Here is a 21,324-nt window from a genome sequence, read left to right as displayed (position 1 = left end):
TGCATCAACCCTGGTGAAGCGTAAAGAGGTGAATGCAAGCCTGCCCAGCCTCTGCAATCTGTTCCATCCAATCAATCTGGAGAGCTCATGAAATCGACATCACCCACTCACCGCCGCACATTCGGACCACTGCGACTGGCTGCGATTTGCGCCGCACTCATGGCCGTTACGGCGGGCCCGGTCGCCGCACAGGAGAAAGTACTGCGTATCGGCATGACTGCAGCAGACATTCCCCGCACACTGGGTCAGCCCGATCAAGGCTTTGAAGGCAACCGGTTTAGCGGCATCCCGATGTACGACGCGCTGACTCACTGGGATCTGTCGAGTTACGACAACCCGAGTGTACTGATTCCGGGCCTGGCGACCTCCTGGCAAGTTGATCCGCAGGATCAGACCAAGTGGATCTTCAAATTGCGCGACGGCATTAAATTCCACGATGGATCGCCGTTCAACGCCGATGCGGTCGTCTGGAACGTACAGAAAGTGCTGGACCAGAACGCACCACATTTTGATGCAAGTCAGGTGGGTGTCACTGCTTCGCGCATGCCCACACTACGCAGTGCGCGCAAGATTGATGACTTCACTGTTGAACTCACCACGAGTGAACCAGACTCGTTCCTGCCGATCAACCTGACCAATCTGTTCATGGCATCACCGACGCACTGGCAGGCCAAGTACGACGCGGTACCCGCTAATGTGACCGACCCATCCGAACGTGCCAAGCAGGCCTGGATCGCTTTTGCCTCAGATGCATCCGGAACAGGCCCATTCAAAATGGATCGTTTTGTCCCGCGTGAACGCCTGGAGGTTGTCGCCAACAAGGATTACTGGGACCCCAAGCGCACGCCCACCCTTGACCGGGTGATCATGATCCCGATGCCTGAAGCCAACGCGAGAACAGCTGCGCTGCTCTCCGGGCAGGTCGACTGGATCGAGGCCCCCTCCCCAGACGCCATTCCGCAAATGGAATCACGCGGGTTCAAGATCTACAGCAACCCCCAGCCACACGTCTGGCCCTGGCAACTGTCGTTTGTCGAAGGCTCACCCTGGAACGACAAGCGTGTCAGGCACGCAGCCAATCTGTGCGTGGATCGCGAAGGGCTGAAGACACTGCTCGGCGGACAGATGGGCATCCCCAAAGGAACGGTACCGCCCGGACACCCATGGTGGGGTAATCCGACGTTTGACATCCGTTACGACCCGGACGCCGCCAAGAAACTGATGCAGGAAGCTGGCTACTCGGCGGACAAACCGATGAAGACCAAGGTACAGATCTCGGCATCCGGTTCAGGTCAGATGCAGCCTCTGCCCATGAACGAATACGTCCAGCAGTCCCTGAAGGAGTGCTTCATCGACATCGAGTTCGATGTCATCGAATGGAACACCCTCTTTACCAACTGGCGCAAAGGTGCCAAGGATCCGTCGGCCAACGGTGCCACGGCCACCAACGTGAGCTTCGCGGCCATGGATCCATTCTTTGCAATGGTACGTTTTTCCAGTAGTGGTGCCTTGCCTCCAGTGTCGAATAACTGGGGCTACTTCACCAGCCCGGAGCTTGACGAACTGATCGCCAACGCCCGGACGACCTTCGAGGACGAGGCCCGTGACGCGGCACTGGCCAAGCTACACGCCAAGATCGTCGAGGAAGCCCCCTTTGTCTGGATTGCACACGACACTGGACCTCGCGTCATGAGCCCGAAAGTGCAAGGTGTAGTCCAGCCCAAGAGCTGGTTCATCGATATCGCACCAATGTCGATGCAGTAGTAGTGACCGGAACAGGGCACTCGCCCTGTCCGCCCTGGCGGGCACTTGCCCGTCAGGGCTCTGCAGGACGTCATGGTCCTGCCTGACTTGTCAATTCGAGGTACCCCATGCTGAATTTCCTGATCAGAAGAATCATCTACACCGTGCCCATCATGCTCGGTGTCGCACTGGTCTGCTTTGCGCTGGTTCACCTGTCACCCGGTGACCCCCTGGTTTCTATCCTGCCTGCCGACGCGTCTGTTGAGTTGCAAAACCAGTTGCGCCAGCTCTACGGTTTCGATCGCCCCCTGTATGAACAGTTCATCTCCTGGATCGGACGAGCATTGCAAGGAGACCTGGGAACCTCGATCGCTACCGGACGCCCAGTCACACAGGAAGTGATGACGGCCGTGGTCAACACCTTGCGACTGGCATGGGTCGCAACCCTGATCGGCTTTGTGCTCGGCTGTCTGTTCGGGTTTGTAGCGGGCTACTTCCAGAACTCATGGATCGACAAAGCCGCCTCGGCTACTTCGGTTCTAGGTGTGAGTGTTCCACACTACTGGCTGGGTATGGTTCTCGTGATCATCTTCAGCTCCACCCTGATGTGGCTGCCACCCAGTGGTGCGGGTCCAGGCGGATCAAGCGACTGGCAATGGAACTGGGTACACATCCAACACATCATCCTGCCCGCCATCACCATGAGCGTGATCCCCATGGGAATCATCGCCCGCACCGTTCGCGCACTGGTCGCTGAAATCCTGAACCAGGAATTCATTGTTGGTCTGCGCGCCAAAGGACTGACAGATCTGGGTATCTTCTGGCACGTCGTCAAGAACGCAGCTCCCACCGCACTGGCCGTGATGGGCTTGCAACTCGGCTATCTGCTGGGAGGCTCCATCCTCATCGAGACCGTGTTCTCCTGGCCGGGAACAGGCCTGCTGCTCAATTCAGCCATCTTCCAGCGTGATCTGCCTCTGCTCCAGGGAACGATTCTGGTGCTCGCAACGTTCTTCGTTGTGCTGAACCTAATCGTGGACACCATGCAGAGCATTCTTGATCCGCGCATCGCGCGTACCTGACCCAGATTCACGGAGAAACTGAAATGAACTCACTCAGTGTGACGGTCAATCCGTCCAAGGTTCCCGAGCTGGTCTTCGAACGATCTGCCGGCTACTGGGAAAACGTCGTCAAACGACTTCTGCGCGACCCGGTCGCTATGGGTGCCGCTCTGGTGATTCTGGCGCTGATCACCATGGGCATATTTGGCCCCTGGCTAGCTCCTGATGATCCGTATCAGAGCTCGATCATGAAACGCCTCAAGCCGATCGGCTTTGAAGGTCACCCACTGGGCACAGACGAACTGGGTCGCGACATGCTGTCACGACTCATCGTGGGGGCACGACTGTCGCTTTTCATGGGAATCACCCCGGTAATCTTCGCATTCGTGATCGGGTCAGTGATCGGCATCATTGCAGGCTACGCCGGTGGCTGGATCAACAGCCTCATCATGCGCACGATCGATGTGTTCTACGCGTTCCCGTCGGTGCTGCTGGCCATCGCACTCTCGGGCGTACTCGGGGCAGGCATCACCAACTCACTGATCTCGCTCACGCTGGTGTTCATCGCACCGATTGCGCGGGTGGCAGAAAGCGTAACCACGCAGATCCGAAGTCGCGACTTTGTGGAGGCAGCCAGAGCGTCTGGTGCCAACGCCATGACGATTGTGCGGGTCCACGTGCTGGGCAATGTACTCGGACCTATCTTCGTATATTCCACCAGTCTGATCGCAGTGTCCATGATTCTCGCATCAGGACTGAGCTTCCTTGGGCTTGGTGTCAAACCGCCAGAGCCGGAGTGGGGCCTGATGCTCAACACGTTGCGCACGGCCATCTACGTACAGCCATGGATCGCTGCACTGCCCGGCGTGATGATCTTCATCACCTCAATCGCCTTCAATCTGCTGTCTGACGGGCTCAGAAGCGCCATGGAAATCAAGGACTGATCATGAAACCAAAACATCCGGATTATGGTGGACCAGGACAGCCACTGCTGCACGTCAAGAACCTGGTCAAGCACTTTGCGCTCAACAAAGATTTTCTGGGGCGTCCAACCGGCGCTGTCAGAGCGGTCGATGATGTGTCATTCGATGTCCTCAAGGGCGAAACGCTTGGCGTAGTGGGTGAATCGGGCTGCGGCAAATCCACCACAGCCAGACTGCTGATGAACCTGATCGACCGGGACCGGGGGGACATTGTGTTCGATGGTCTGACAGTCGGACGTGACCTGAACCTTAAAACATTCAGACGTCAGGCGCAGATGGTGTTTCAGGACAGCTATGCGTCTCTTAATCCGCGTCTCACCATTGAAGACTCGATCGCATTTGCACCCCAGGTCCATGGTGTCGGCCGCAAGGAATCCATCCAGCGAGCCCATGACCTGCTCGCGCGCGTCGGCCTCGAACCCAGACGGTTTGCGGCACGCTATACGCACGAACTGTCAGGCGGTCAGCGTCAGCGGGTCAATATTGCCCGGGCGCTGGCCTTGCAACCGCGACTGATCGTGCTCGATGAAGCAGTATCAGCGCTGGACAAGTCGGTTGAAGCGCAGGTCCTTAACTTGCTGCTGGACCTGAAGGAAGAGTTTGGGCTGACCTACGTCTTCATCAGTCATGACCTCAATGTCGTGCGGTACATCTCTGACCGGGTCATGGTGATGTATCTCGGCCAGATCATCGAGATCGGTGATTGCGAAACGATGTTCGAGTCGCCAATGCATCCGTATACCAACGCTCTGCTGTCGTCTATCCCGTCACTGGATCCAGATAACCGGACTGAGGAGCCACCACTCACTGGCGACCCACCAAATCCGATCAACCCGCCAGCCGGGTGTCGCTTTCATACGCGCTGCATCCACGCCCAGCCCGCCTGCCAGCAGGCGCAGCCCGAACTGCGAATGCATAAGAACCGCCAGTCTGTTGCGTGTCTGATGTACGAACCCGATAGTGATTTCGTGCATAAACGCAAACCTGAACGCATCAAGGAGCCAGCATGACAACGGATCTCGCCTTCATCAAGATCGAAAACCTGAACATCACTTTCAATGCGGGCAAGAAGCCAGTCAAAGCCGTTGACGGCGTCAACCTCAGCGTCAAGCGTGGCGAAGTCATCGCACTGATCGGTGAGTCAGGTTCTGGTAAAAGTGTCACATTGCGATCGGTCCTCAAGCTGCACCCGCCGCGGCGCACGCAGATGCAAGGACGCATCCTGGTGGACGGGCAGGATGTCATGACGCTCTCGGGCAAGGCGCTGGCTGACTTTCGTGGCAGCAAGGTGTCAATGATCTTCCAGGAGCCTTTGCTGGCACTGGATCCCGTTTACACAGTCGGCGAGCAGATCACCGAAGCCATTCGCCGCCATGACAACGTAACCCGTGAAGAAGCCCTTCAGCGGGCACTGGATCTGTTCGAACGGGTCCGGATCCCGAGTCCGCAACGCCGACTCAATGCTTATCCGCACGAGATGTCCGGGGGCATGCGCCAACGCGCCATGATCTCGCTAGCGCTTGCGAGCCGACCCAAGCTTCTGCTTGCGGACGAGCCCACAACTGCACTTGACGCGACTGTCCAGATCCAGATCTTGCTGCTGTTACGGGAACTCCAGCGTGAGCTCGGCCTGTCGGTCATCTTTGTGACCCATGACATCGGCGCGGCGGTCGAAGTAGCTGACCGAATCGCCGTAATGTATGCGGGACGAATCGTAGAGGAAGGCCCGGTTCGGGAGATCATCCGGCATCCGGCGCACCCCTATACCCAGGCATTGCTCAGGAGCGCATCGCATGGCGGGTTCGCCAAAGGCGAACGACTTGAAACGATCGCCGGATCCCCTCCCGATCTGGCTAACCTGCCAGAGGGCTGTTCGTTTGCTCCTCGCTGTCCCAGGGCAACTGAACAATGTCGTCAGATTGATCCGCAGGAAACCTGGATCGATGACACTCACCGGGCACGCTGCATCCGCATCGAATCGGTATCAGAGGCAACCACAGCAGCCGTCTGAAAATGCCGCACTACCAGTACGTACCAAGCAGCACGACAGGCCGGATGGGCTCACTTTGCGCCCATCCGGCCCATCTAACGCGCGACACTCTGCGAGGATCCGGACTGCGCCCGCACCGGAAGCATCAAGGTGATAAGCCAGCACAGACAAAGCATGATGGCTGACCCCGATAGCGACAGGACCAGTCCGCCCCACTGATAGAGCAGACCGGATAACAGCGTCCCCATCAGTCGTCCTGCTGCGTTGGCAGCGTAGTAGAACCCCACATCTTCAGCGGCCTTCTCTGAACCCGCATACGCAAGAATCAGATAGGAATGCACCGACGAATTGACTGCAAACGCAAACCCGAATATTCCGAGACCCGCCACCACCCACCACTCAAGATGTGCAACGTTCTGACTGACCAGGACTGCAAGTGCGATCGGCACAATGGCCAGCAAGCCCGACCAGAGCCTGGCAGCTGGCACTTCTGCTGACAGGCCGTCCTGACTACGCCGCACCAACTGCGGTGCAACAGCCTGCACCATTCCGTATCCGATCGTCCAGACAGCAAGAAAGGCACCGACCATGGTGAATGTCCAGCCAGATGCATACAAGAATACCGGCACACCGACCACAAACCAGACATCTCTTGCGCCAAACAGGAACACCCTGGCAGCAGCAAGCAGATTGATGGCGCGATTCTTGGCAAACAGTTCACGGGCAGTCGATGAAGCCTTGCTGCGCCCCATCAACGGCGGCAGTTGCCAGATCACGCCAGCCAGCACGACAAGCAGTCCTGCAGCCATCGCCCATAACGCACCAGAAAACCCGAGCACCTGGAGCAGCAATCCACCCAGAAAGAACCCAATTCCCTTCATGGCGTTCTTGCTGCCCGTAAACCACGCTACCCAGCGAAACAGCTGACCTTGTGCCTGACTGGCCGTGATCTTGATTGCTGATTTGGAGGCTGTCTTGGTCAGGTCTTTGGCCACACCGCAGATGCCTTGTGACATCACCACCCAAACAACTGAAAGCGTCACTGACCACTGAGGCGACAGCGCGGACAGACATAGAAAGCCGGCAATCTGCAAAGACAGGCCAATCTTGAGCATGCGTGTGATGCCGTACCGGGTCGCCAGCCAGCCACCAATCAAGTTTGCCAGCACCCCGGCAAACTCGTACAACAGGAACAGAAAGGCCAGCGTGAACGGAGAATAGCCAAGCTGGTAGAAATGCAACAAAACCAGCATGCGCAACGCGCCGTCCGTCAAGGTGAATCCCCAGTAGGCACCCGTCACGACCGCATACTGCCGGACCGCGCCGCGGTCTGGCCCAAGCTCGGACTGGCTCATGACAGGCCCTGCTCGCGGATATAGCCTGCCAGGTCGACCATTCTGCAGGAGAATCCCATCTCGTTGTCATACCAGGCATAGACCTTGAGCAGGGTGCCGTCCGTGACCATGGTGGACAGGGCGTCCACAATCGAACTCCGGGTGTCGCCAGCGTAGTCTGCGCTGACCAGTGGCCGCTGCTCATAGCCCAGAATGCCGGCAAGCGCCCCTTCTCTGGACGCGCTCATAAACAGTGCGTTGACCTCCTCGACCGTGACATCCCTGCGCATCTCGAAGACACAGTCCGTGAGCGAAGCGTTCAGTACAGGGGCACGGACCGCATGTCCGTTGAGTTTTCCTTTGAGATCGGGATAAATCAAGGCAATAGCCGTCGCGCTCCCGGTCGTGGTCGGTGACAGGCTCTGCATGGCACTACGTGCTCTGCGCAGATCCTTGTGCAATGCATCGACCACCACATTGGTATTGGTCGGATCATGAATGGTCGTGATCTGCCCGTGACGAATCCCGATCGAGTCGTGAAGCACCTTGACCACGGGCGCGAGGCAGTTGGTGGTGCACGAAGCAGCCGTCACGATCCTGTCATGGCCCGGCTGATACAAATCGTGATTGACGCCGTACACGATGTTCAGAACGCTTCCTGTCTTGACCGGGGCGGCAACGATGACCTGCTTTGCACCTCGATCCAGGTGCCCCTGCAGATCTTCCGGGGACAGGAACTTCCCGGTGCACTCCAGCACCAGATCGACCCCAAGGTCGCCCCACGGAATCCGGGAGGGATGGGCAAAGGATGAATAACCAATGTGTCGCCCTCCGAGTTCAATCAGATCTGGTTGCGGGGCGTGGATGTCTTCACGCCAGCGACCTTGAGTCGTGTCGAACTCAAGCAGATGAGCGACTGCCTCGGCACCGCCCTTGATCTCGTTGACATGGACGACATCCAGACGCTGCGTCAACCGTGGATCCTCAGCAGGACGGTTCACACCACCGAGAGCGGCCCGCAATGCGAGCCGTCCGATTCGTCCCATACCATTTATTCCTACGCGCATCCTGGAACCTCCGTTTCGATTCATGATCGGGTATGCCTTGCCAGATTCGATTCAGTCCGGACGATGAATAGTGATCGCCACGACCTCTCTTCGACATTTCGATAAAAGTAGAAGTTTATACAAATCCGCTTGAATTCTTGTGACATTTGCATGACAACGAAAGCAATGAGCCCCCTTCCGGTTCGTGTCGCCAGCCGCATCAGGCGCGTCCACCCACTCTGGTAATCTTTCCATCAAGCAAAACTGATACGAAAAGAACACGTCACGGGTCACGCGAAGCAGAGCGTCATGGCCATGTGCCCATTAAAATGCGCACATGAACAGCGAACCCACCCGCCACACACAACAACCCTTACTTGCGATCGCCATGATCGTCAGGAACGAAGCCTCCAATCTGGCTGCCTGCCTGGAGAGCTGCCAGGATCTTGCCGACGAGATCGTGATTGTGGATTCGGGTAGCGAGGACAACACAGCCGAGATCGCCCATCGTTTCCCGAAGGTTCGGTTTTTTGAGCACAACGCCTGGCGGGGGTTTGGTCTGCAGCGCCGGACCGCGCAGGAACATATCCAGGCGAAGTGGGTGTTCTGGATTGACGCAGATGAGCGCGTCACTCCGGCGCTTGCTGCATCTATCCGCCAAGTCATCCATGAACACAGCACGAATGATTCCGACACAAACCAGACGAGTCCATCTGGCCCGCGCCTGTTCAGTGTCAACCGGCTTTCCTGGGTGTTCGGACGGTTCATCCGGCATAGCGGGTGGCACCCGGACTGGGTGGTGCGACTCTACCAGACTGACGCTACACAATATTCGGATGACACTGTGCATGAGCATGTTATGAAACCAGCGAATGCGACCATCATCAAACTGGATGGAAACCTGCTGCACTATACCTACCGGGATCTGCAGCACTATCTGGTCAAGTCTGCACAGTATGCCAGCCTGTGGGCGCAACAGCGGGCATCGCATGGCAAGAAGGCGAGCCTGGGACAGGGCGTGATCCATGCGCTCGGATGTTTCCTGAAAATGTACGTCTTCAAGGCTGGCTTCCTGGACGGCAGGCAAGGACTGCTCCTGGCGCTACTCTCTTCGCATTCCACATTCGCAAAATACGCCGATTTATGGATTTGCCAACAACCAGACTCAGAGAAACCAGGCTCGGCAAAGCCAGGCAAACCGCACTGACAGGCTGAACCGTCCGAACGCTCTGTCAGTAGTCATTTCGGTGAAGCAGGAACGGCGCTGAGCCACTGAACGATGTTCTGCGCAACAGACGGCATATCCAGACCGGCGAACGAGTCAGGGCCTTTGTCCTGTTCCGCCTGAACCGAAAAATGACGTCCCCGGGAGTTGAGTGGCTGCCAGCGCAGTGCCGTTCCTGAACGACGCGCAGGGAAAAAACCCACTGTCGGCACATCGAGCGCACCGGCAATATGTAGTGGGCCTGTGGATCCAGATATAAAACAGTCGGCGTTGGACAAAGCCAGCACCAGCCCTCTGAGCCCCTGATCCGAAGGCAGCACGGATACGGGGACGTGGCGGGCAAGCAAAGCGCTGTTCAGACCGCCAACGGCCGCCTGCTCTTGCGGTCCGGCAGACAGAAGAATCTGCCAGCCAGGCAGCTTGAACGAGATTTCAGCAACCAGTACCTCATACTGGGCTATGGACAGATTGACGGCCGAACCTCCAGAACCTGCATGCACGACCATCCATCGATCCTGCATGGAGAACCCCAGCTGATCGGCAATCTGCTGACGGGCTGCGCTGCGCTCATCAAACGCCACCTTCATATACGGGGGACGAAGCGATCTGAGCGGCAACTCGTGATCCTGCAAAAATCTGGTGGCCAGCTCCAGGTTGTACTCCCACTCTGGTTTGAGCGAGCGCGAACGACGCTGAACCAGACGATGCGTGTAGAGAAACTGTGCCAGCTTGGTCGCAGGCGCCAGACGATACGGGATCTGGGCATGTCTGAGCGTGACACCATTGCGCCAGTTCGAAAACAGTGCAATGGCAGCATCCAGATTCAGCGCCTTGAGCGCATCGACCATTTCCTGCTGCCTGGCCAAAGGCGCTTTAGGCCCAGGATCAATCACAACGTGTGATACCCAGGGGCACATTCTGGCCAAATCAGCCGTGTACTCGGGAACCAGCACTGATATCTCGCACTGCCCTGACTGCGCAAGCAAGGCCATGGCTGGCCAGGCAAGCATGAAGTCGCCAATCTTGTCATTGCGAACCACCAGCACCCGTTTCATCGGCAAATTTTTCTCATCCAGTGCTCTTTAAATAAAGACAACCTGCTATCGTCAAGTCTGATCATAGCGAACTTCCGGGGCTTGCACAGCGCACAGACTTGTACGGCGACAGGGCATGTCAGCATTGATCATCCTTGCTAACGGAGTACGCGCAAGGACTTGACCTCGATTTCTTTCAGACGCCCGTCATCAAAATCGATTTCGCCCCATATTTCGACCAGAGTGTTCTCGTCTACCGACTGAGCGCCAAAGACATCATCATCGATCTCCACCCGTAACTCACCAGATTCGTCAGCAAAGGTGTAGTTATCGTCCCCGATACGATTGACCACACGCCCCCGCAAAAGTACCTTCTGATCATCGCGCCCGGTGTCTTTAACCCACTGGACGGTGCGGACCGTCTCCTGGGCGGCGGGAGAGCGGCTTGCGGCGCGACTCTCTGATGCACTGGGGCCCTGGTACTGCGCCATGACGCCTGAACTGAAGGCGATGATCGTCGCTGCTGCACTACCGGTCAGGACGGTTCGGAATGATATTCGCTTCATGGAATTCTCCTTAAAATCAATCAATCGAACAGATACCAGAGAGTCTGACCACTCGCATCTGGTGCGCTAAACCTGCTCTCTTTGCCTGTTCGGTCACACAGTGTTTAGCCTGGCATGCCACGTACCGTGATCTCGTCCAAAGACAGGCAAGCGAGGCGACGCCAGGGTAGTAGTCAGGTAACTTTTAGAGAAGACATCGGGACGCGAGTTCCATGCAAATTCTCCGGGAGGTCGGGATGGATGTCAGGATTGATTTCGCTATTTGCAGAACACATCAGCGAACTCATGCCCAGTCAGACCTCGCTTTCCCAGTCGCATACACGGTTACGGCCCAACTGCTTGGCCTTGTAGAGCGCCTTGTCGGCACGCTTTAACAACTCGTCCGGACTCTCAGCAGTCACAACAGCCAGTCCGATACTAATCGTGATGCGAATAACTGCATTGCTTGTCACCACTTGTGAAACCTGAACCGCTTGACGGATCCGCTCGGCAACCAGCCTGCCGTCTGCCTCGTCAACCGCCGTAAGCAAGATCGCGAATTCCTCGCCCCCTAGCCTGCCAGCCAGATCATGCGCCCGGATCTGCGCTTTGAACGTCGAGGCGAGGTGCTTGAGCACCTGGTCTCCGTCCGCATGCCCGTAAGTATCGTTGACTTTCTTGAAATGATCGATATCAAGCATCAGAATCACCCCGCGGCTGGCATGTCCATCCTTGCCAAGGGTCTGCACATGGCGAGTCAGTGCTTGCATGAAACTGCGGCGATTGGCCAGTCCGGTCAGCGGATCGGTCATTGCCAACTGGTTAAGCCTGTTCTCGTGCTGCTTACGTTCGGTGATGTCCCAGACGAACCACACGGTTCCGAGATTCGTGTGTTGCTCGTCCTTGGCAATTTCCAGATGCTCCAGCTCCATAAAACTGCCATTGCCATCGTTGACCTCGATGGTGTTGTTCTCGCCCCGTCGTGCAACACGAAGACTCTCGTGATGCCACTGAGCCCGATCAGACCCGATCAGATCCTCAAGCCCTTCGTGCGAAAGACCGACCATACTTTGAGGAGAAATGCTCAAGCCCATCAGATCACACCAGCGCTCATTCGCAAACACGATGCGCTCGTCCGCATCCTCGATCAACACCCCGCCAGGAAACCGTTGCAACAGCATTCTGAGACGCTGTCGCTCTGTACTCAACGCCTGATCGGCAGCATGGCGTGCCGTAATGTCGGTCATGGTCCAGATGATCGGACTATGTGGATCTGACGTATCCTGCAAGACGCCGTGCATGTCGAACCAGCGGATGGTTCCCTCGACATCACGCAACGGAAAATCCATCCGCAAGGCTTTGCTTTCGCCCAGTTGTACGTAAGCCTGTGCCATCATGCGCTCATGATCGTCGTCAATATGCAGCGAACGCAAATCAAGCCCGGTAATGCTCACTTCTTGCGGGAGAAACAACGCCTTGAACTGCTCGTTGGTCTCAATCACTTCACGGCGGTGATTTATAAGTGCGATTGCGGCAGGGCTTCGATTCAGGAGCGCCTGACGCAACTGCTCCCCGGCGACGCGCTCGGAGATATCGCTCAATATGCCGACAGTCTTGCGGGGTGAACCATCATCGTTCCACTCGACGACCCGCCCCCTGGCCTGCACCCAGAGCCAGCGCTGATCGAGTGTCTGCAATCTGAAATCCATCCAGATCACATCATGACTATGCCTGGAGAACAGTTCCACCGCTTCTCTGGACAGTCTCTCTACATCCTGCGGATGAATAATCGTCAATAGATCGTCAAGTGCTGGTTGCTGCCAGCGGGCTCCCACATGACCAAGCAACTCCCGGATCCGCTCATCCCAGGTCGCCACATCCGCATCATGATCGTAGGACCACAAACCGTCATGCACCGCTTGCAGCGTAAATCGCAAATGCGCTTCGTTGGCTTTGAGTGCTTCTGCCACTTCCCGATCTGTTGTGACGTCCTGGAGATAGCCGTGCCAGATCACCGACCCGTCTTCGAGTCGCTCCGGTCTCGAATGTCCCGAGATCCATCGCACCTGTCCATCTGGCCGCACCACCCGGTATTCGGTGTGCCATTCATAAAGCGTCCTGGCCGATTCTTCGATGGAGTCCCTGACACGTGCCACGTCCAGAGGATGGATGGCCTTGAAAACCTCATCAGCCGTCATGACCACCTGATCAGGCGAGACACCATAGATTTGCCTGATAGCGGGACTGGCAAACGGAAAGCTGAACTGACCCTGCGGGTCGCGCCTGAACTGGATGACCGCCCCCGGTATTTCCGCCACCAGTTTACTGAGTTGATGACGGATCGACTCTTCGGCTTGCTGGGCATTCTTGCGCTGGGTAATGTCCTGTTTGACACCCACCATCCGGACAGGACTGCCTTGCTCATCCCGTTCAACCACCTCGCCCCGGTCAGAGATCCAGACGGTCGATCCGTCGTCCCCGATGACACGATATTCGGCGTCATACAACCCGGCCGGATCCGCCAGACTAAAATGCAGTGAGGCGACAGCCCTGCTCCTGTCCTCCGGATGCAGACGGTCCATCCAGTCCCTGGAGGACTTCACTCTGGATGCATTATCAAACCCGAACATCACCGCCCAGGCACCATCGACAGTGAGTTCGTCGTCCGTGACCTGCCAGTCCCAGGCTGCAAGCCGTCCCCCTGACAAAGCGAGTTTGAGCCGCAACTCTGCTTCCTTCAGGCTCGCCGTCTGACGACTTCGCTGAATCCACATCCACAACACAATCCCGATCGCCAGAACGAGTGTTGCGCTGCCAATTGCATTTTGTTCGATACTCTCGCTGATCGCCTGCTCAGTCACATCCAGTGACTTGTCAGTTCCGTAACCGACGGCCAGTACAAACGGATAATCCTGACCACGCCACCAGGCGTACAGACGTTTAACGCCATCGACAGCGGCCACCACTTCATACGCACCTTCCCGGGATTCGGGATCCGTCAGGAAAGGTCTATCCGGTGGTAATCGTGTTCCGAACACGCCCTCAAGCTCACGCGACCTGGCGATATAGGTACCGTCGCTACGCACGATCAGCGCAACATCATCCTCATCCGGGAACGTGGACGCCAGTGCGGCTGAAAGGTGGCTGGCCGAAACAGCCAGGACCAGCACGCCGCCAAACACGCCATCCTTCCATAAGCCACGGGTGAACTGGACTGTCCAGGTATTCGAGATGCGCCCCAGTATCGGTTCGCTAATGTAAAAGGTGCTTTCATCGCCACCCAGGTGAACCTGAAAATGCTCTCGGTCTGCAATGTTCACCGGACGCTGGCGGTCAAGTTGGACCGGACCATCCGTTAGTTGCGAATAGACCACTTCACCTTGCGCATCAGCAACAGCAATCTGAACGAGCGCATCCTGAGGCAGCGTTCGCATGGCAACCCGAACAGACCGGTCAAAGAATGCCGGATTATCCGACAGCCACGCTTCGGTGAGTTGAAGCGAGAAATAATCCAGCTTGCGAAATAGTGTGTTGGCCTGCAAGGACAGAGCGTGCGCTGTCTGACTGGCAAGGCGCAGCGTGTCATGTCGAACCTGACTGCGCATCGTGTCGTAGGACGCAAACAGATGCGCCCAGTACGCGATCAGCAGAATCAGGAGCACGGCCGCCACCAAGACTGGATAGAGGGCAAGCTTCTGTCGTTGCGTCTCGAGTTTGTTCATTTGCCTCAGGCGTGAGATAGCTGGCTGACAGCCGATGCGTGTGAACGTACCGTGTCGGCCTGATTACAACTGAATGCTCTCTGCAGCAAGAAGCGCGTGTCTGTCATCAACTAGTGAATACGTAGCCTTTACATAAGTATACGTTAATGCAAACACAAAACACCGGCATTATCTCGACGAGTGATGGCTAAGCCCCTTTGGCTTGTGCGAATCCGTGAGGGTCATGGATCACTGCAATCACACCGTCAATGACGAACTGCACGGCCATGCAGACGAGCAGAAATCCCATAATTCGTGAGATTGCTTCCACGCCGTCCTGACCAATCAGCGCCACAATCCGGTCAGCAGAACCCAGACATACATAGAAAAGCAGCCCCAGTAGCAGCGCAATGATGATGGGTACGACCATCAACATCCACCCGGGGTAAATCGACTCGACCGAGTGAACCTTCGAGGCCGCGCTCATGATCATGGCCATCGTGCCGGGTCCCGCAGTTCCTGGCATTGCCAGAGGCACAAAAGCCAGATTGGGAACTGTCTTGCCTTCAACTGAATCCATTGCGCTATTCGCTTCTGGAATCTCGGCAACAGACACTGAGGGAAAGAGCATCCGGAACCCGATATAGGCAACAATCAGACCACCCGCAATTCGCATTCCAGGCAGTGAGATCGAAAACGCAGAGAGAATGAATGTCCCGGCGTAATAGGTCACCAACATGATCGCGACAACATATATCGCTGCCTGGCGAACCTGCCGTGCACGCTCGAAGTGCGAGAGGTCCTTGCCCAGAGCCAGCAGCAAGGACATGGATGTCAGCGGGTTGGACAACGGCAGCATCATCACCAGACCCAGGACGATCAAATGGGAAAACATCCCTATCGATTCCATGGCGATCCCTTCTAAATCAAATTTGGACCCACCCATTTTACGGAGATAACGGCAGCTGAACAGGGATCACTGCAGATCAGCGTGGATGGGGCGTTCAGAATCGCTCACGCACCCTCATGCCCTGGCGAGTGACCGGGAGGAAACGCACTCTGCCATCGCCTGGCAATGTCGCTGCGGGTTGCGAGCCAGAACACCGACTCATCCGCCAGATAATCCAGAATCTGTGTCAAAGCTTGAATCCGGGCAGATCGACCAATAATCCGAGTATGCAGACCAATCGTGATCATGGAGGACCGGCCATAGTGCTGCGCTTCGTACTTGAGTCGCGCCAGTGAATCGATCACGTACCCTGAAAAATCCTGCGCTCGTACAAAAGCCGGTGCCTCGCCAAAGAACCGCATGTCGTTGGTATCGAACTGGTAGGGAACAATCAGTAGCGGGCCCGATTGAGTCCGAACCGAGTACGGTAGTTCATCGTTGTACGCGTCACTACTGTAGAGCAGTCCTAGCTCACGCGTCAGATCGACAGTTCTGGGCGTGGCACTTGATTTGCAATGCCAGCCCAGCGGCCGAGCCCCACAGGCGCTCTCGATTGCGTTCAACGTTGCCACCATCCAGTCACGCTCGCTCGCCTGATCCATGCCGGCAGGTGACTTCCATAGCCAGCCATGACCGCACAAGTCATGCCCGCGCCCCACTGCGTCGCGCAAGATCTCGGGACAACGTTGCGCAAATCGACCACAGACATTCAGTGTTGCCCTGACAGACCGGCGTTCAAACTCCTGCATCACCCGCCAGTATCCAACCCGGCTGCCAAACTCGAAGCTGGACTCCCGACACAAATCCGGATGATCGACAATCTTGCTTTGCACTTCATGTCCGGGCTCGTTGGCAGAATCACCATCGGCAAGGCTCAACTCCGCACCTTCCTCCAGGTTGACCACGAAGTTCACGGCAATCTTGCTTTGACCTGACCACAGGATCTGTGGCCGACTCCCGGCATACCCGAGAAAGTTACGACGATCCATTATGTCCTCCAACCCACAGGACCCTAAGAGCACGCGTCACTTTAGAGAGTCCGGGCTTCACGTTGAAGCTTGACATCGACGCATGCTCATTCAAGACCCAGATAACGCGAGTCATCTGTTGTATCGACTCTCGCCGGGAACGTATCCGGCCCAATCGTGCATCTTAGCGAGCGCTTGTATATCTTCTCGACCGCATTGAGAACGGGCCGCATTTCGTGCTCTGCTTGATCAAACTGGCTCACAAGCAGCTGATACTCTCGCTCAATCTCGGAAAGAATCTTTGCCTCATTGATCTGTGCCAGACGACCGGCATGCATGACGATGCGGCCATCAACCATCGAGAACGCAACACCCGCTCCCCGCTCAGCGTAGACGAGCTGCCTGATCGGGTTAGAGAGCGGTGTGAATGCAATCGTGTCAATCCTACAAGCGAACAGATCTGCCCGAGCACCGGGTTCAATCACACCAAGCGAATCACCAAATCCCAATGCTTTGGCCCCTCCCTGAGTGGCTGCAACAAGTGCTTCCCGGGCCGAAAGCCATCGACCAGGATCGTGTCCTCGCAACTTGGATATCCCTGCTGCAGTGCCCAGAACATTGAGCATGTTTGAGGTCACGGTCGAACATGAACCATCCGAACCAAGACTGACATTGACGCCAGCCTTCAGCAGCTCACGGACAGGCTGTATTCCGGAGCCAAGCAGCAAGTTGCTCCAGGGGTTATGCTGTGCTGTCGCGCCATGCTCGGCAAGCAGATCGATCTCTCGCGGATTCAGCCAGACGGCATGTATGAGGCTGGTCGAAGGCTTCAGAAACCCAATGCTTGCCAGATACTCCACCATGGGCATACCGTATAGCAACTCGCCTGTCACGACTTGAAGTCGGGTTTCCTGGACGTGTGTGATCACGGGAAGATCGTATTCATCGGCCATCTGGCGAATTCGAAGCAGAAAGTCCTGCGAACAACGTTGTGGCGCTGATGGTGCCAGCAACAACGCAACTCTTGACTCCTTTGGATGATGGCCAGCCTTGACCCGACGTGTGATGAGATCGAGATAGTCATCACTTGCAGGGCGTCGGGCCGAACGCAGTTCGCTCAGGAGTTCTGCATCAAAGGCATCCTCCACGAACGGAAAACTGTCGACGACCGGCTTGTCCATCATGGAGAAGCCTACCAGGGCACGCACCCCTGAATCTTCGTATGCTTGAAGCACCGCATCGAGTCTTTCCTCGTCCAGCGCTGGCCCCACGGCGAGATCGTCAACCAGCGTCGTACATCCACTGCGGATCGACTCGATCGCACCGATCATCGTGCGCAGATAGATCTGCTGTGGAGTCAACGTAACCGGTGTACGGGTTCTCACCAGATTCATCCAGAGTTCCAGCGGCAGGTTTTCTGAGCGACCACGCTGAAAATGCTCATGCGAATGCTGATGACCATTGATAAGCCCAGGGCAAAGGATATGTCCCTCCAAATCCACCACCTCGTCTGCCATCACGGAAGAACCGGCTGGAACAATGCTTTCAATCCGGTCACCACGAATCAGCACATCGTGCCGCCCCCCCTCATCAACAAGCCCTTTTCCCTGCAGCACTCTCGCGCCTCGCAGCAGGGTTGTCCGGTTTGATTTCGTCATATGTCACTCTCCAGAAACTCTCATCGAATATGGCGTGAAACGCCGATCAGACGCTCCATCACCAACATTAGGACCACCGTGGCACCGATCAGGACACCGGAAACGGCCGCTGCGCGCACATCCAGGTTTGACTCAATGATGTGCCACATACGAATCGGGAGAACCTCGCTGCGAGCGTCCGAGAGAAACAGCGAGACCGCTACGTTGTCAAACGAGTACATGAATGCGATGAACGCGCCGGCGGCAATCCCAGGCAGGATCAACGGCAAAGTCACGGTCCGGAATGTGAAGCCGCTGCTCGCGCCAAGACTACGCGCGCTCTCAAGGAGCGATTTGTCCAACTGGACCAGACTCGCCGAAGTTGTTCTCACAATATACGGTGCGGTAATAGCGACGTGACCGATGATAAGTGTCCAGAATGACAGCCCGAATCCGGCCAGATTGAACAGCATCAGTAGTGCAAGACCAAGCGCGAGCGTTGGAAGCATCAGCGGAGAGAGAAACATGGCTTCCACCGCTCTGGCCCACTGCTCGCGGCGACGCGCTAGGGCCAACGTGGCTGCAACAGCAAGAACGATCGATATACCAGTTGAGATGGAAGCCACCTTCAGGGATAGCACAATCGCATTCAGGATCTCAGGAGATTGCGTCCACAGCGCCTCATACCAGCGCGTGGAATATCCGGGAGGTGGGAATCGGAGAGAGTACGAACTCGTGAAAGATGCCACGATGACCACGACAGTGGGCGCCAGCAATAAGACGAGCGAAAATACCGCCAGTATGCCAAATACCCACACAAACGAATGCCGCTCAAAGCAAGATACCCATGAACCTGTGGCAACTCTGGATTGTGTGCTTGTAATGTCAACCATTAACGAACCCCTTGCTACGACGACCAAATGAATTGACCAGAACGACAATCGCCATCACGGAGATCAGCAGCACCACGGCAATGGCAGCAGCAAATGGATATTGATTCGCCTGAATCGCCTGCTGATAGATATAGAACGGCATAAATATCTGTTGCCCACCGCCCACCAGCGTCTGGGTGACAAATGCACTGACCGAGGATGCGAACACCAGCAGACTACCTGCCAGCAAGCCTGGCACAGATAGCGGAATAGTGACCTGCATGAAGGTTCTCCAGTGCCCTGCCCCTAGCGCCAGTGAGGCTTGCCGTAGGTTGGAATCGACACTCATCAAAGCAGTGATCAGCGGGAGCACCATTAGGGGAAGCTCGATCTGCGCCAGTGCCACGGTCACTGCACCCGGTGTGTAGAGCAGTCGTAGTGGTTCCGTAATAATCCCCAGGTCCATGAGAGACGTGTTAATGATCCCCTGACGACCAAGAATCACGACCCATGCAAACGTCCTGACCACCGAACTCGTGAGCAGCGGCAACAAGATCATCAACATCAACAACCCCTGAAAACGTCGGGGAGCGCTGACATAGGCGTAGGCAAGCGGGTAACCGATCAGGATCGTCAGCAAAGTGACCTTCAAGCCGAGCAGAAGCGTATTGCCGAGAACAGAGAGGTTGAAACCATCGCTAAAGAAAGCGATGTACTGACCGATTCCCATTACATCCAGCGAATTGTCATTGTGAAGGCTGACAAAAGTCAGCAATACAAACGGGGCAATCACGAAAACCACAAAAAAAAGAGCGAGTGGGATAATGAATGAAACCGGTGCATCCAGACGTATTGCATGTGCTGGTCGATCAGTATCAGTGGATAAGGTAGCCATGATGTCCCTCAATCGGCGAAGACACTAACGGGAGAACCGTCTCGAACCCGTGCGACGACCTGGTCGCCAACCGCGATTCTTGGAACGCCATGTGTACGGGGAACAACGACCTTGATACCGGGCGCGTCCTGTCTGGACAGTTCATACACCAGAGAGGGTCCAAGTGGCAAAACCATCTCGACCCTGGCCATCAGACCATCCACGCGGTAGACACCGCCCGCTTCAACGGGCTCGATCGCCAGATGTTCCGGCCGTGCAGCAAACAACACTGACCCTGGACGCGAGCAGGGGCCAGGGTGACGAATGGCCAGCCGGGCTTGTCCTTCACTTTCCTGAAACTCGTACATCCCGTCGGCGCGTGGAACAAGCAGACCCTCAATCATGTTGGCGGTGCCAACAAAGCCCGCCACAAACCGGGTCGCTGGCCGGTCGTAGACAGCCTCCGGCGAATCAAATTGTTCAAGTACCCCGGCATTCATGACCGCGATCCTGTCAGCCATCGACATAGCCTCATCCTGATCATGCGTCACGATCAAGGTGGTGATACCCAGTTCTCGCTGGATTCGACGAATTTCGATTTGCATGTCGAGACGCAGATTTTTGTCTAACGCCGCAAATGGCTCATCCAGCAGTAGCACACGAGGATGCACTGCAAGTGTGCGTGCAAGCGCCACCCGCTGTTGCTGACCGCCTGACAGCTCTCTTGGGTAGCGCCGAGCATAAGCATCCATTTGCACCATTTCGAGCATTTCATGCACCGTTTGATTGACCTCGCGCTCCGAAGCTCCTCTGGCTCGTAGCCCATAGCCAACGTTCTTTTCAACGGTCATGTGCGGAAATAGTGCATAGCTCTGAAACACAATGCCCGCACCTCGCTCGTTTGGTGCAAGCCTGTCAACTTGCTGTCCACCGATCCTGACGGTGCCACCTGTCTGCGTAATCAGACCAGCAACAATTCTCAGAAGAGTCGTCTTGCCGCAACCGCTCGGCCCAAGCAGAGCGACCAGCTCTCCAGGGTTGATTTGCAAATCAACGCGATCCACAGCAATCGACTCACCATAGCGGTGCAGCACGCTTTCAAGTTCGACCGAGACACCGCTCAAAGACTGTTGGCCTAGTTTAGACATCCGGGATTCCATTTCATGTTCTGAGAACTCACAGATCAGTCCAAAGCAAATGGTGTGCCACCTTCCCGCTATTTACCGGTCCTGTCTCGGATCCGAGGATGTGGCGACCCACAGTCAGAATCGGCCACCACATAAAGCCAAGGTAGACATGTTCAATCCGGAATCAATGTCAGCGGGTGGAGTTGGCACGACTTTTGCATGAAACACACGTGAC

General features: G+C 56.3%; 17 protein-coding genes. 6 read left to right on the top strand and 11 right to left on the bottom strand.

Annotated elements, in window-relative coordinates:
* Positions 1–159: 159 nt before the first annotated feature.
* The 5 genes from DBV39_RS18080 (at position 160) to DBV39_RS18060 (ending at position 5,798) form a co-directional block, all read left to right on the top strand.
* Positions 160–1,764 carry an ABC transporter substrate-binding protein gene (locus DBV39_RS18080; RefSeq protein ID WP_227870943.1) on the top strand — a complete coding sequence of 535 codons (1,605 nt, stop codon included), beginning with the start codon at positions 160–162 and terminating at the stop codon, positions 1,762–1,764.
* Between the two features lie 107 nt (positions 1,765–1,871).
* On the top strand, positions 1,872–2,825 hold the full coding sequence (locus DBV39_RS18075; RefSeq protein WP_108622787.1) for an ABC transporter permease: 954 nt from the start codon (positions 1,872–1,874) through the stop codon (positions 2,823–2,825).
* 23 nt (positions 2,826–2,848) lie between these two features.
* Positions 2,849–3,748, top strand: a complete 900-nt coding sequence (locus DBV39_RS18070) for an ABC transporter permease (RefSeq protein WP_108622786.1) — start codon at positions 2,849–2,851, stop codon at positions 3,746–3,748.
* A 2-nt stretch (positions 3,749–3,750) separates the two neighbouring features.
* Positions 3,751–4,797 (top strand): ABC transporter ATP-binding protein, encoded by a 1,047-nt coding sequence (locus tag DBV39_RS18065; RefSeq protein ID WP_108622785.1) that lies wholly within the window; start codon positions 3,751–3,753, stop codon positions 4,795–4,797.
* Entirely contained in the window at positions 4,794–5,798 is a 1,005-nt protein-coding gene (locus DBV39_RS18060) for an ABC transporter ATP-binding protein (protein ID WP_108622784.1), read from the top strand. The genes DBV39_RS18065 and DBV39_RS18060 overlap by 4 nt, the downstream gene beginning before the upstream one ends.
* Before the next feature lie 74 nt (positions 5,799–5,872).
* On the opposite strand, the gene arsJ is transcribed toward DBV39_RS18060, so the two are convergent.
* Together arsJ and DBV39_RS18050 are read right to left on the bottom strand one after the other, a co-directional pair.
* Complete coding sequence (arsJ, locus tag DBV39_RS18055; RefSeq protein ID WP_108622783.1) at positions 5,873–7,132, bottom strand: organoarsenical effux MFS transporter ArsJ; 1,260 nt, start codon at positions 7,130–7,132, stop codon at positions 5,873–5,875.
* The gene (locus DBV39_RS18050; protein WP_108622782.1) at positions 7,129–8,178 is read right to left on the bottom strand and encodes an ArsJ-associated glyceraldehyde-3-phosphate dehydrogenase; all 1,050 of its coding nucleotides are present in this window, start codon (positions 8,176–8,178) and stop codon (positions 7,129–7,131) included. The genes arsJ and DBV39_RS18050 overlap by 4 nt, the downstream gene beginning before the upstream one ends.
* A 316-nt stretch (positions 8,179–8,494) precedes the next feature.
* Here DBV39_RS18050 and DBV39_RS18045 point away from each other — a divergent pair, with 316 nt between their 5' ends.
* Positions 8,495–9,364, top strand: a complete 870-nt coding sequence (locus DBV39_RS18045) for a glycosyltransferase family 2 protein (protein ID WP_108622781.1) — start codon at positions 8,495–8,497, stop codon at positions 9,362–9,364.
* Positions 9,365–9,396: 32 nt separating this feature from the next.
* On the opposite strand, the gene DBV39_RS18040 is transcribed toward DBV39_RS18045, so the two are convergent.
* The 9 genes from DBV39_RS18040 to DBV39_RS18000 form a co-directional block, all read right to left on the bottom strand.
* Positions 9,397–10,437: a glycosyltransferase family 9 protein gene (locus DBV39_RS18040; protein WP_108622780.1), complete on the bottom strand. Its 1,041-nt coding sequence runs from the start codon at positions 10,435–10,437 to the stop codon at positions 9,397–9,399.
* A 137-nt stretch (positions 10,438–10,574) separates the two neighbouring features.
* On the bottom strand, positions 10,575–10,982 hold the full coding sequence (locus DBV39_RS18035; protein ID WP_108622779.1) for a YgiW/YdeI family stress tolerance OB fold protein: 408 nt from the start codon (positions 10,980–10,982) through the stop codon (positions 10,575–10,577).
* A 293-nt stretch (positions 10,983–11,275) separates the two neighbouring features.
* Positions 11,276–14,683: a PAS domain-containing protein gene (locus DBV39_RS18030; protein ID WP_108622778.1), complete on the bottom strand. Its 3,408-nt coding sequence runs from the start codon at positions 14,681–14,683 to the stop codon at positions 11,276–11,278.
* A 187-nt stretch (positions 14,684–14,870) separates the two neighbouring features.
* Positions 14,871–15,557 (bottom strand): MarC family NAAT transporter, encoded by a 687-nt coding sequence (locus tag DBV39_RS18025; protein WP_108622777.1) that lies wholly within the window; start codon positions 15,555–15,557, stop codon positions 14,871–14,873.
* Between the two features lie 119 nt (positions 15,558–15,676).
* Positions 15,677–16,600, bottom strand: coding sequence for a polysaccharide deacetylase family protein (locus DBV39_RS18020; protein WP_108622776.1), 924 nt, complete (start codon positions 16,598–16,600; stop codon positions 15,677–15,679).
* An 86-nt stretch (positions 16,601–16,686) separates the two neighbouring features.
* A complete protein-coding gene (locus DBV39_RS18015) occupies positions 16,687–18,237 on the bottom strand; it encodes an amidohydrolase family protein (protein WP_108622775.1) in 1,551 nt (516 codons plus the stop codon).
* A 20-nt stretch (positions 18,238–18,257) separates the two neighbouring features.
* Complete coding sequence (locus tag DBV39_RS18010; RefSeq protein WP_108622774.1) at positions 18,258–19,109, bottom strand: ABC transporter permease; 852 nt, start codon at positions 19,107–19,109, stop codon at positions 18,258–18,260.
* Positions 19,102–19,983, bottom strand: coding sequence for an ABC transporter permease (locus tag DBV39_RS18005; RefSeq protein ID WP_108622773.1), 882 nt, complete (start codon positions 19,981–19,983; stop codon positions 19,102–19,104). Before DBV39_RS18005 ends, DBV39_RS18010 begins: the two co-directional genes overlap by 8 nt.
* Positions 19,984–19,991: 8 nt before the next feature.
* Positions 19,992–21,110, bottom strand: a complete 1,119-nt coding sequence (locus DBV39_RS18000) for an ABC transporter ATP-binding protein (RefSeq protein WP_227870702.1) — start codon at positions 21,108–21,110, stop codon at positions 19,992–19,994.
* Positions 21,111–21,324: the final 214 nt, after the last annotated feature.

Origin of the sequence: Orrella marina, from assembly GCF_003058465.1 — a bacterium.
Lineage (GTDB): Bacteria > Pseudomonadota > Gammaproteobacteria > Burkholderiales > Burkholderiaceae_B > Algicoccus > Algicoccus marinus.
The sequence above is the reverse complement of the archived record's forward strand: the minus strand, read 5'-3'. Positions and strand labels throughout refer to the sequence as shown.

Coding starts and splice junctions, on each gene's coding strand:
- DBV39_RS18070 (WP_108622786.1), top strand. CDS start 2,849: ATGAACTCACTCAGTGTGACGGTCAATCCGTCCAAGGTTCCCGAGCTG.
- DBV39_RS18020 (WP_108622776.1), bottom strand. CDS start 16,600: ATGGATCGTCGTAACTTTCTCGGGTATGCCGGGAGTCGGCCACAGATC.
- DBV39_RS18075 (WP_108622787.1), top strand. CDS start 1,872: ATGCTGAATTTCCTGATCAGAAGAATCATCTACACCGTGCCCATCATG.
- arsJ (WP_108622783.1), bottom strand. CDS start 7,132: ATGAGCCAGTCCGAGCTTGGGCCAGACCGCGGCGCGGTCCGGCAGTAT.
- DBV39_RS18035 (WP_108622779.1), bottom strand. CDS start 10,982: ATGAAGCGAATATCATTCCGAACCGTCCTGACCGGTAGTGCAGCAGCG.
- DBV39_RS18080 (WP_227870943.1), top strand. CDS start 160: ATGGCCGTTACGGCGGGCCCGGTCGCCGCACAGGAGAAAGTACTGCGT.
- DBV39_RS18060 (WP_108622784.1), top strand. CDS start 4,794: ATGACAACGGATCTCGCCTTCATCAAGATCGAAAACCTGAACATCACT.
- DBV39_RS18005 (WP_108622773.1), bottom strand. CDS start 19,983: ATGGCTACCTTATCCACTGATACTGATCGACCAGCACATGCAATACGT.
- DBV39_RS18030 (WP_108622778.1), bottom strand. CDS start 14,683: ATGAACAAACTCGAGACGCAACGACAGAAGCTTGCCCTCTATCCAGTC.
- DBV39_RS18025 (WP_108622777.1), bottom strand. CDS start 15,557: ATGTTTTCCCATTTGATCGTCCTGGGTCTGGTGATGATGCTGCCGTTG.
- DBV39_RS18065 (WP_108622785.1), top strand. CDS start 3,751: ATGAAACCAAAACATCCGGATTATGGTGGACCAGGACAGCCACTGCTG.
- DBV39_RS18015 (WP_108622775.1), bottom strand. CDS start 18,237: ATGACGAAATCAAACCGGACAACCCTGCTGCGAGGCGCGAGAGTGCTG.
- DBV39_RS18050 (WP_108622782.1), bottom strand. CDS start 8,178: ATGCGCGTAGGAATAAATGGTATGGGACGAATCGGACGGCTCGCATTG.
- DBV39_RS18040 (WP_108622780.1), bottom strand. CDS start 10,437: ATGAAACGGGTGCTGGTGGTTCGCAATGACAAGATTGGCGACTTCATG.
- DBV39_RS18010 (WP_108622774.1), bottom strand. CDS start 19,109: ATGGTTGACATTACAAGCACACAATCCAGAGTTGCCACAGGTTCATGG.
- DBV39_RS18000 (WP_227870702.1), bottom strand. CDS start 21,110: ATGTCTAAACTAGGCCAACAGTCTTTGAGCGGTGTCTCGGTCGAACTT.
- DBV39_RS18045 (WP_108622781.1), top strand. CDS start 8,495: ATGAACAGCGAACCCACCCGCCACACACAACAACCCTTACTTGCGATC.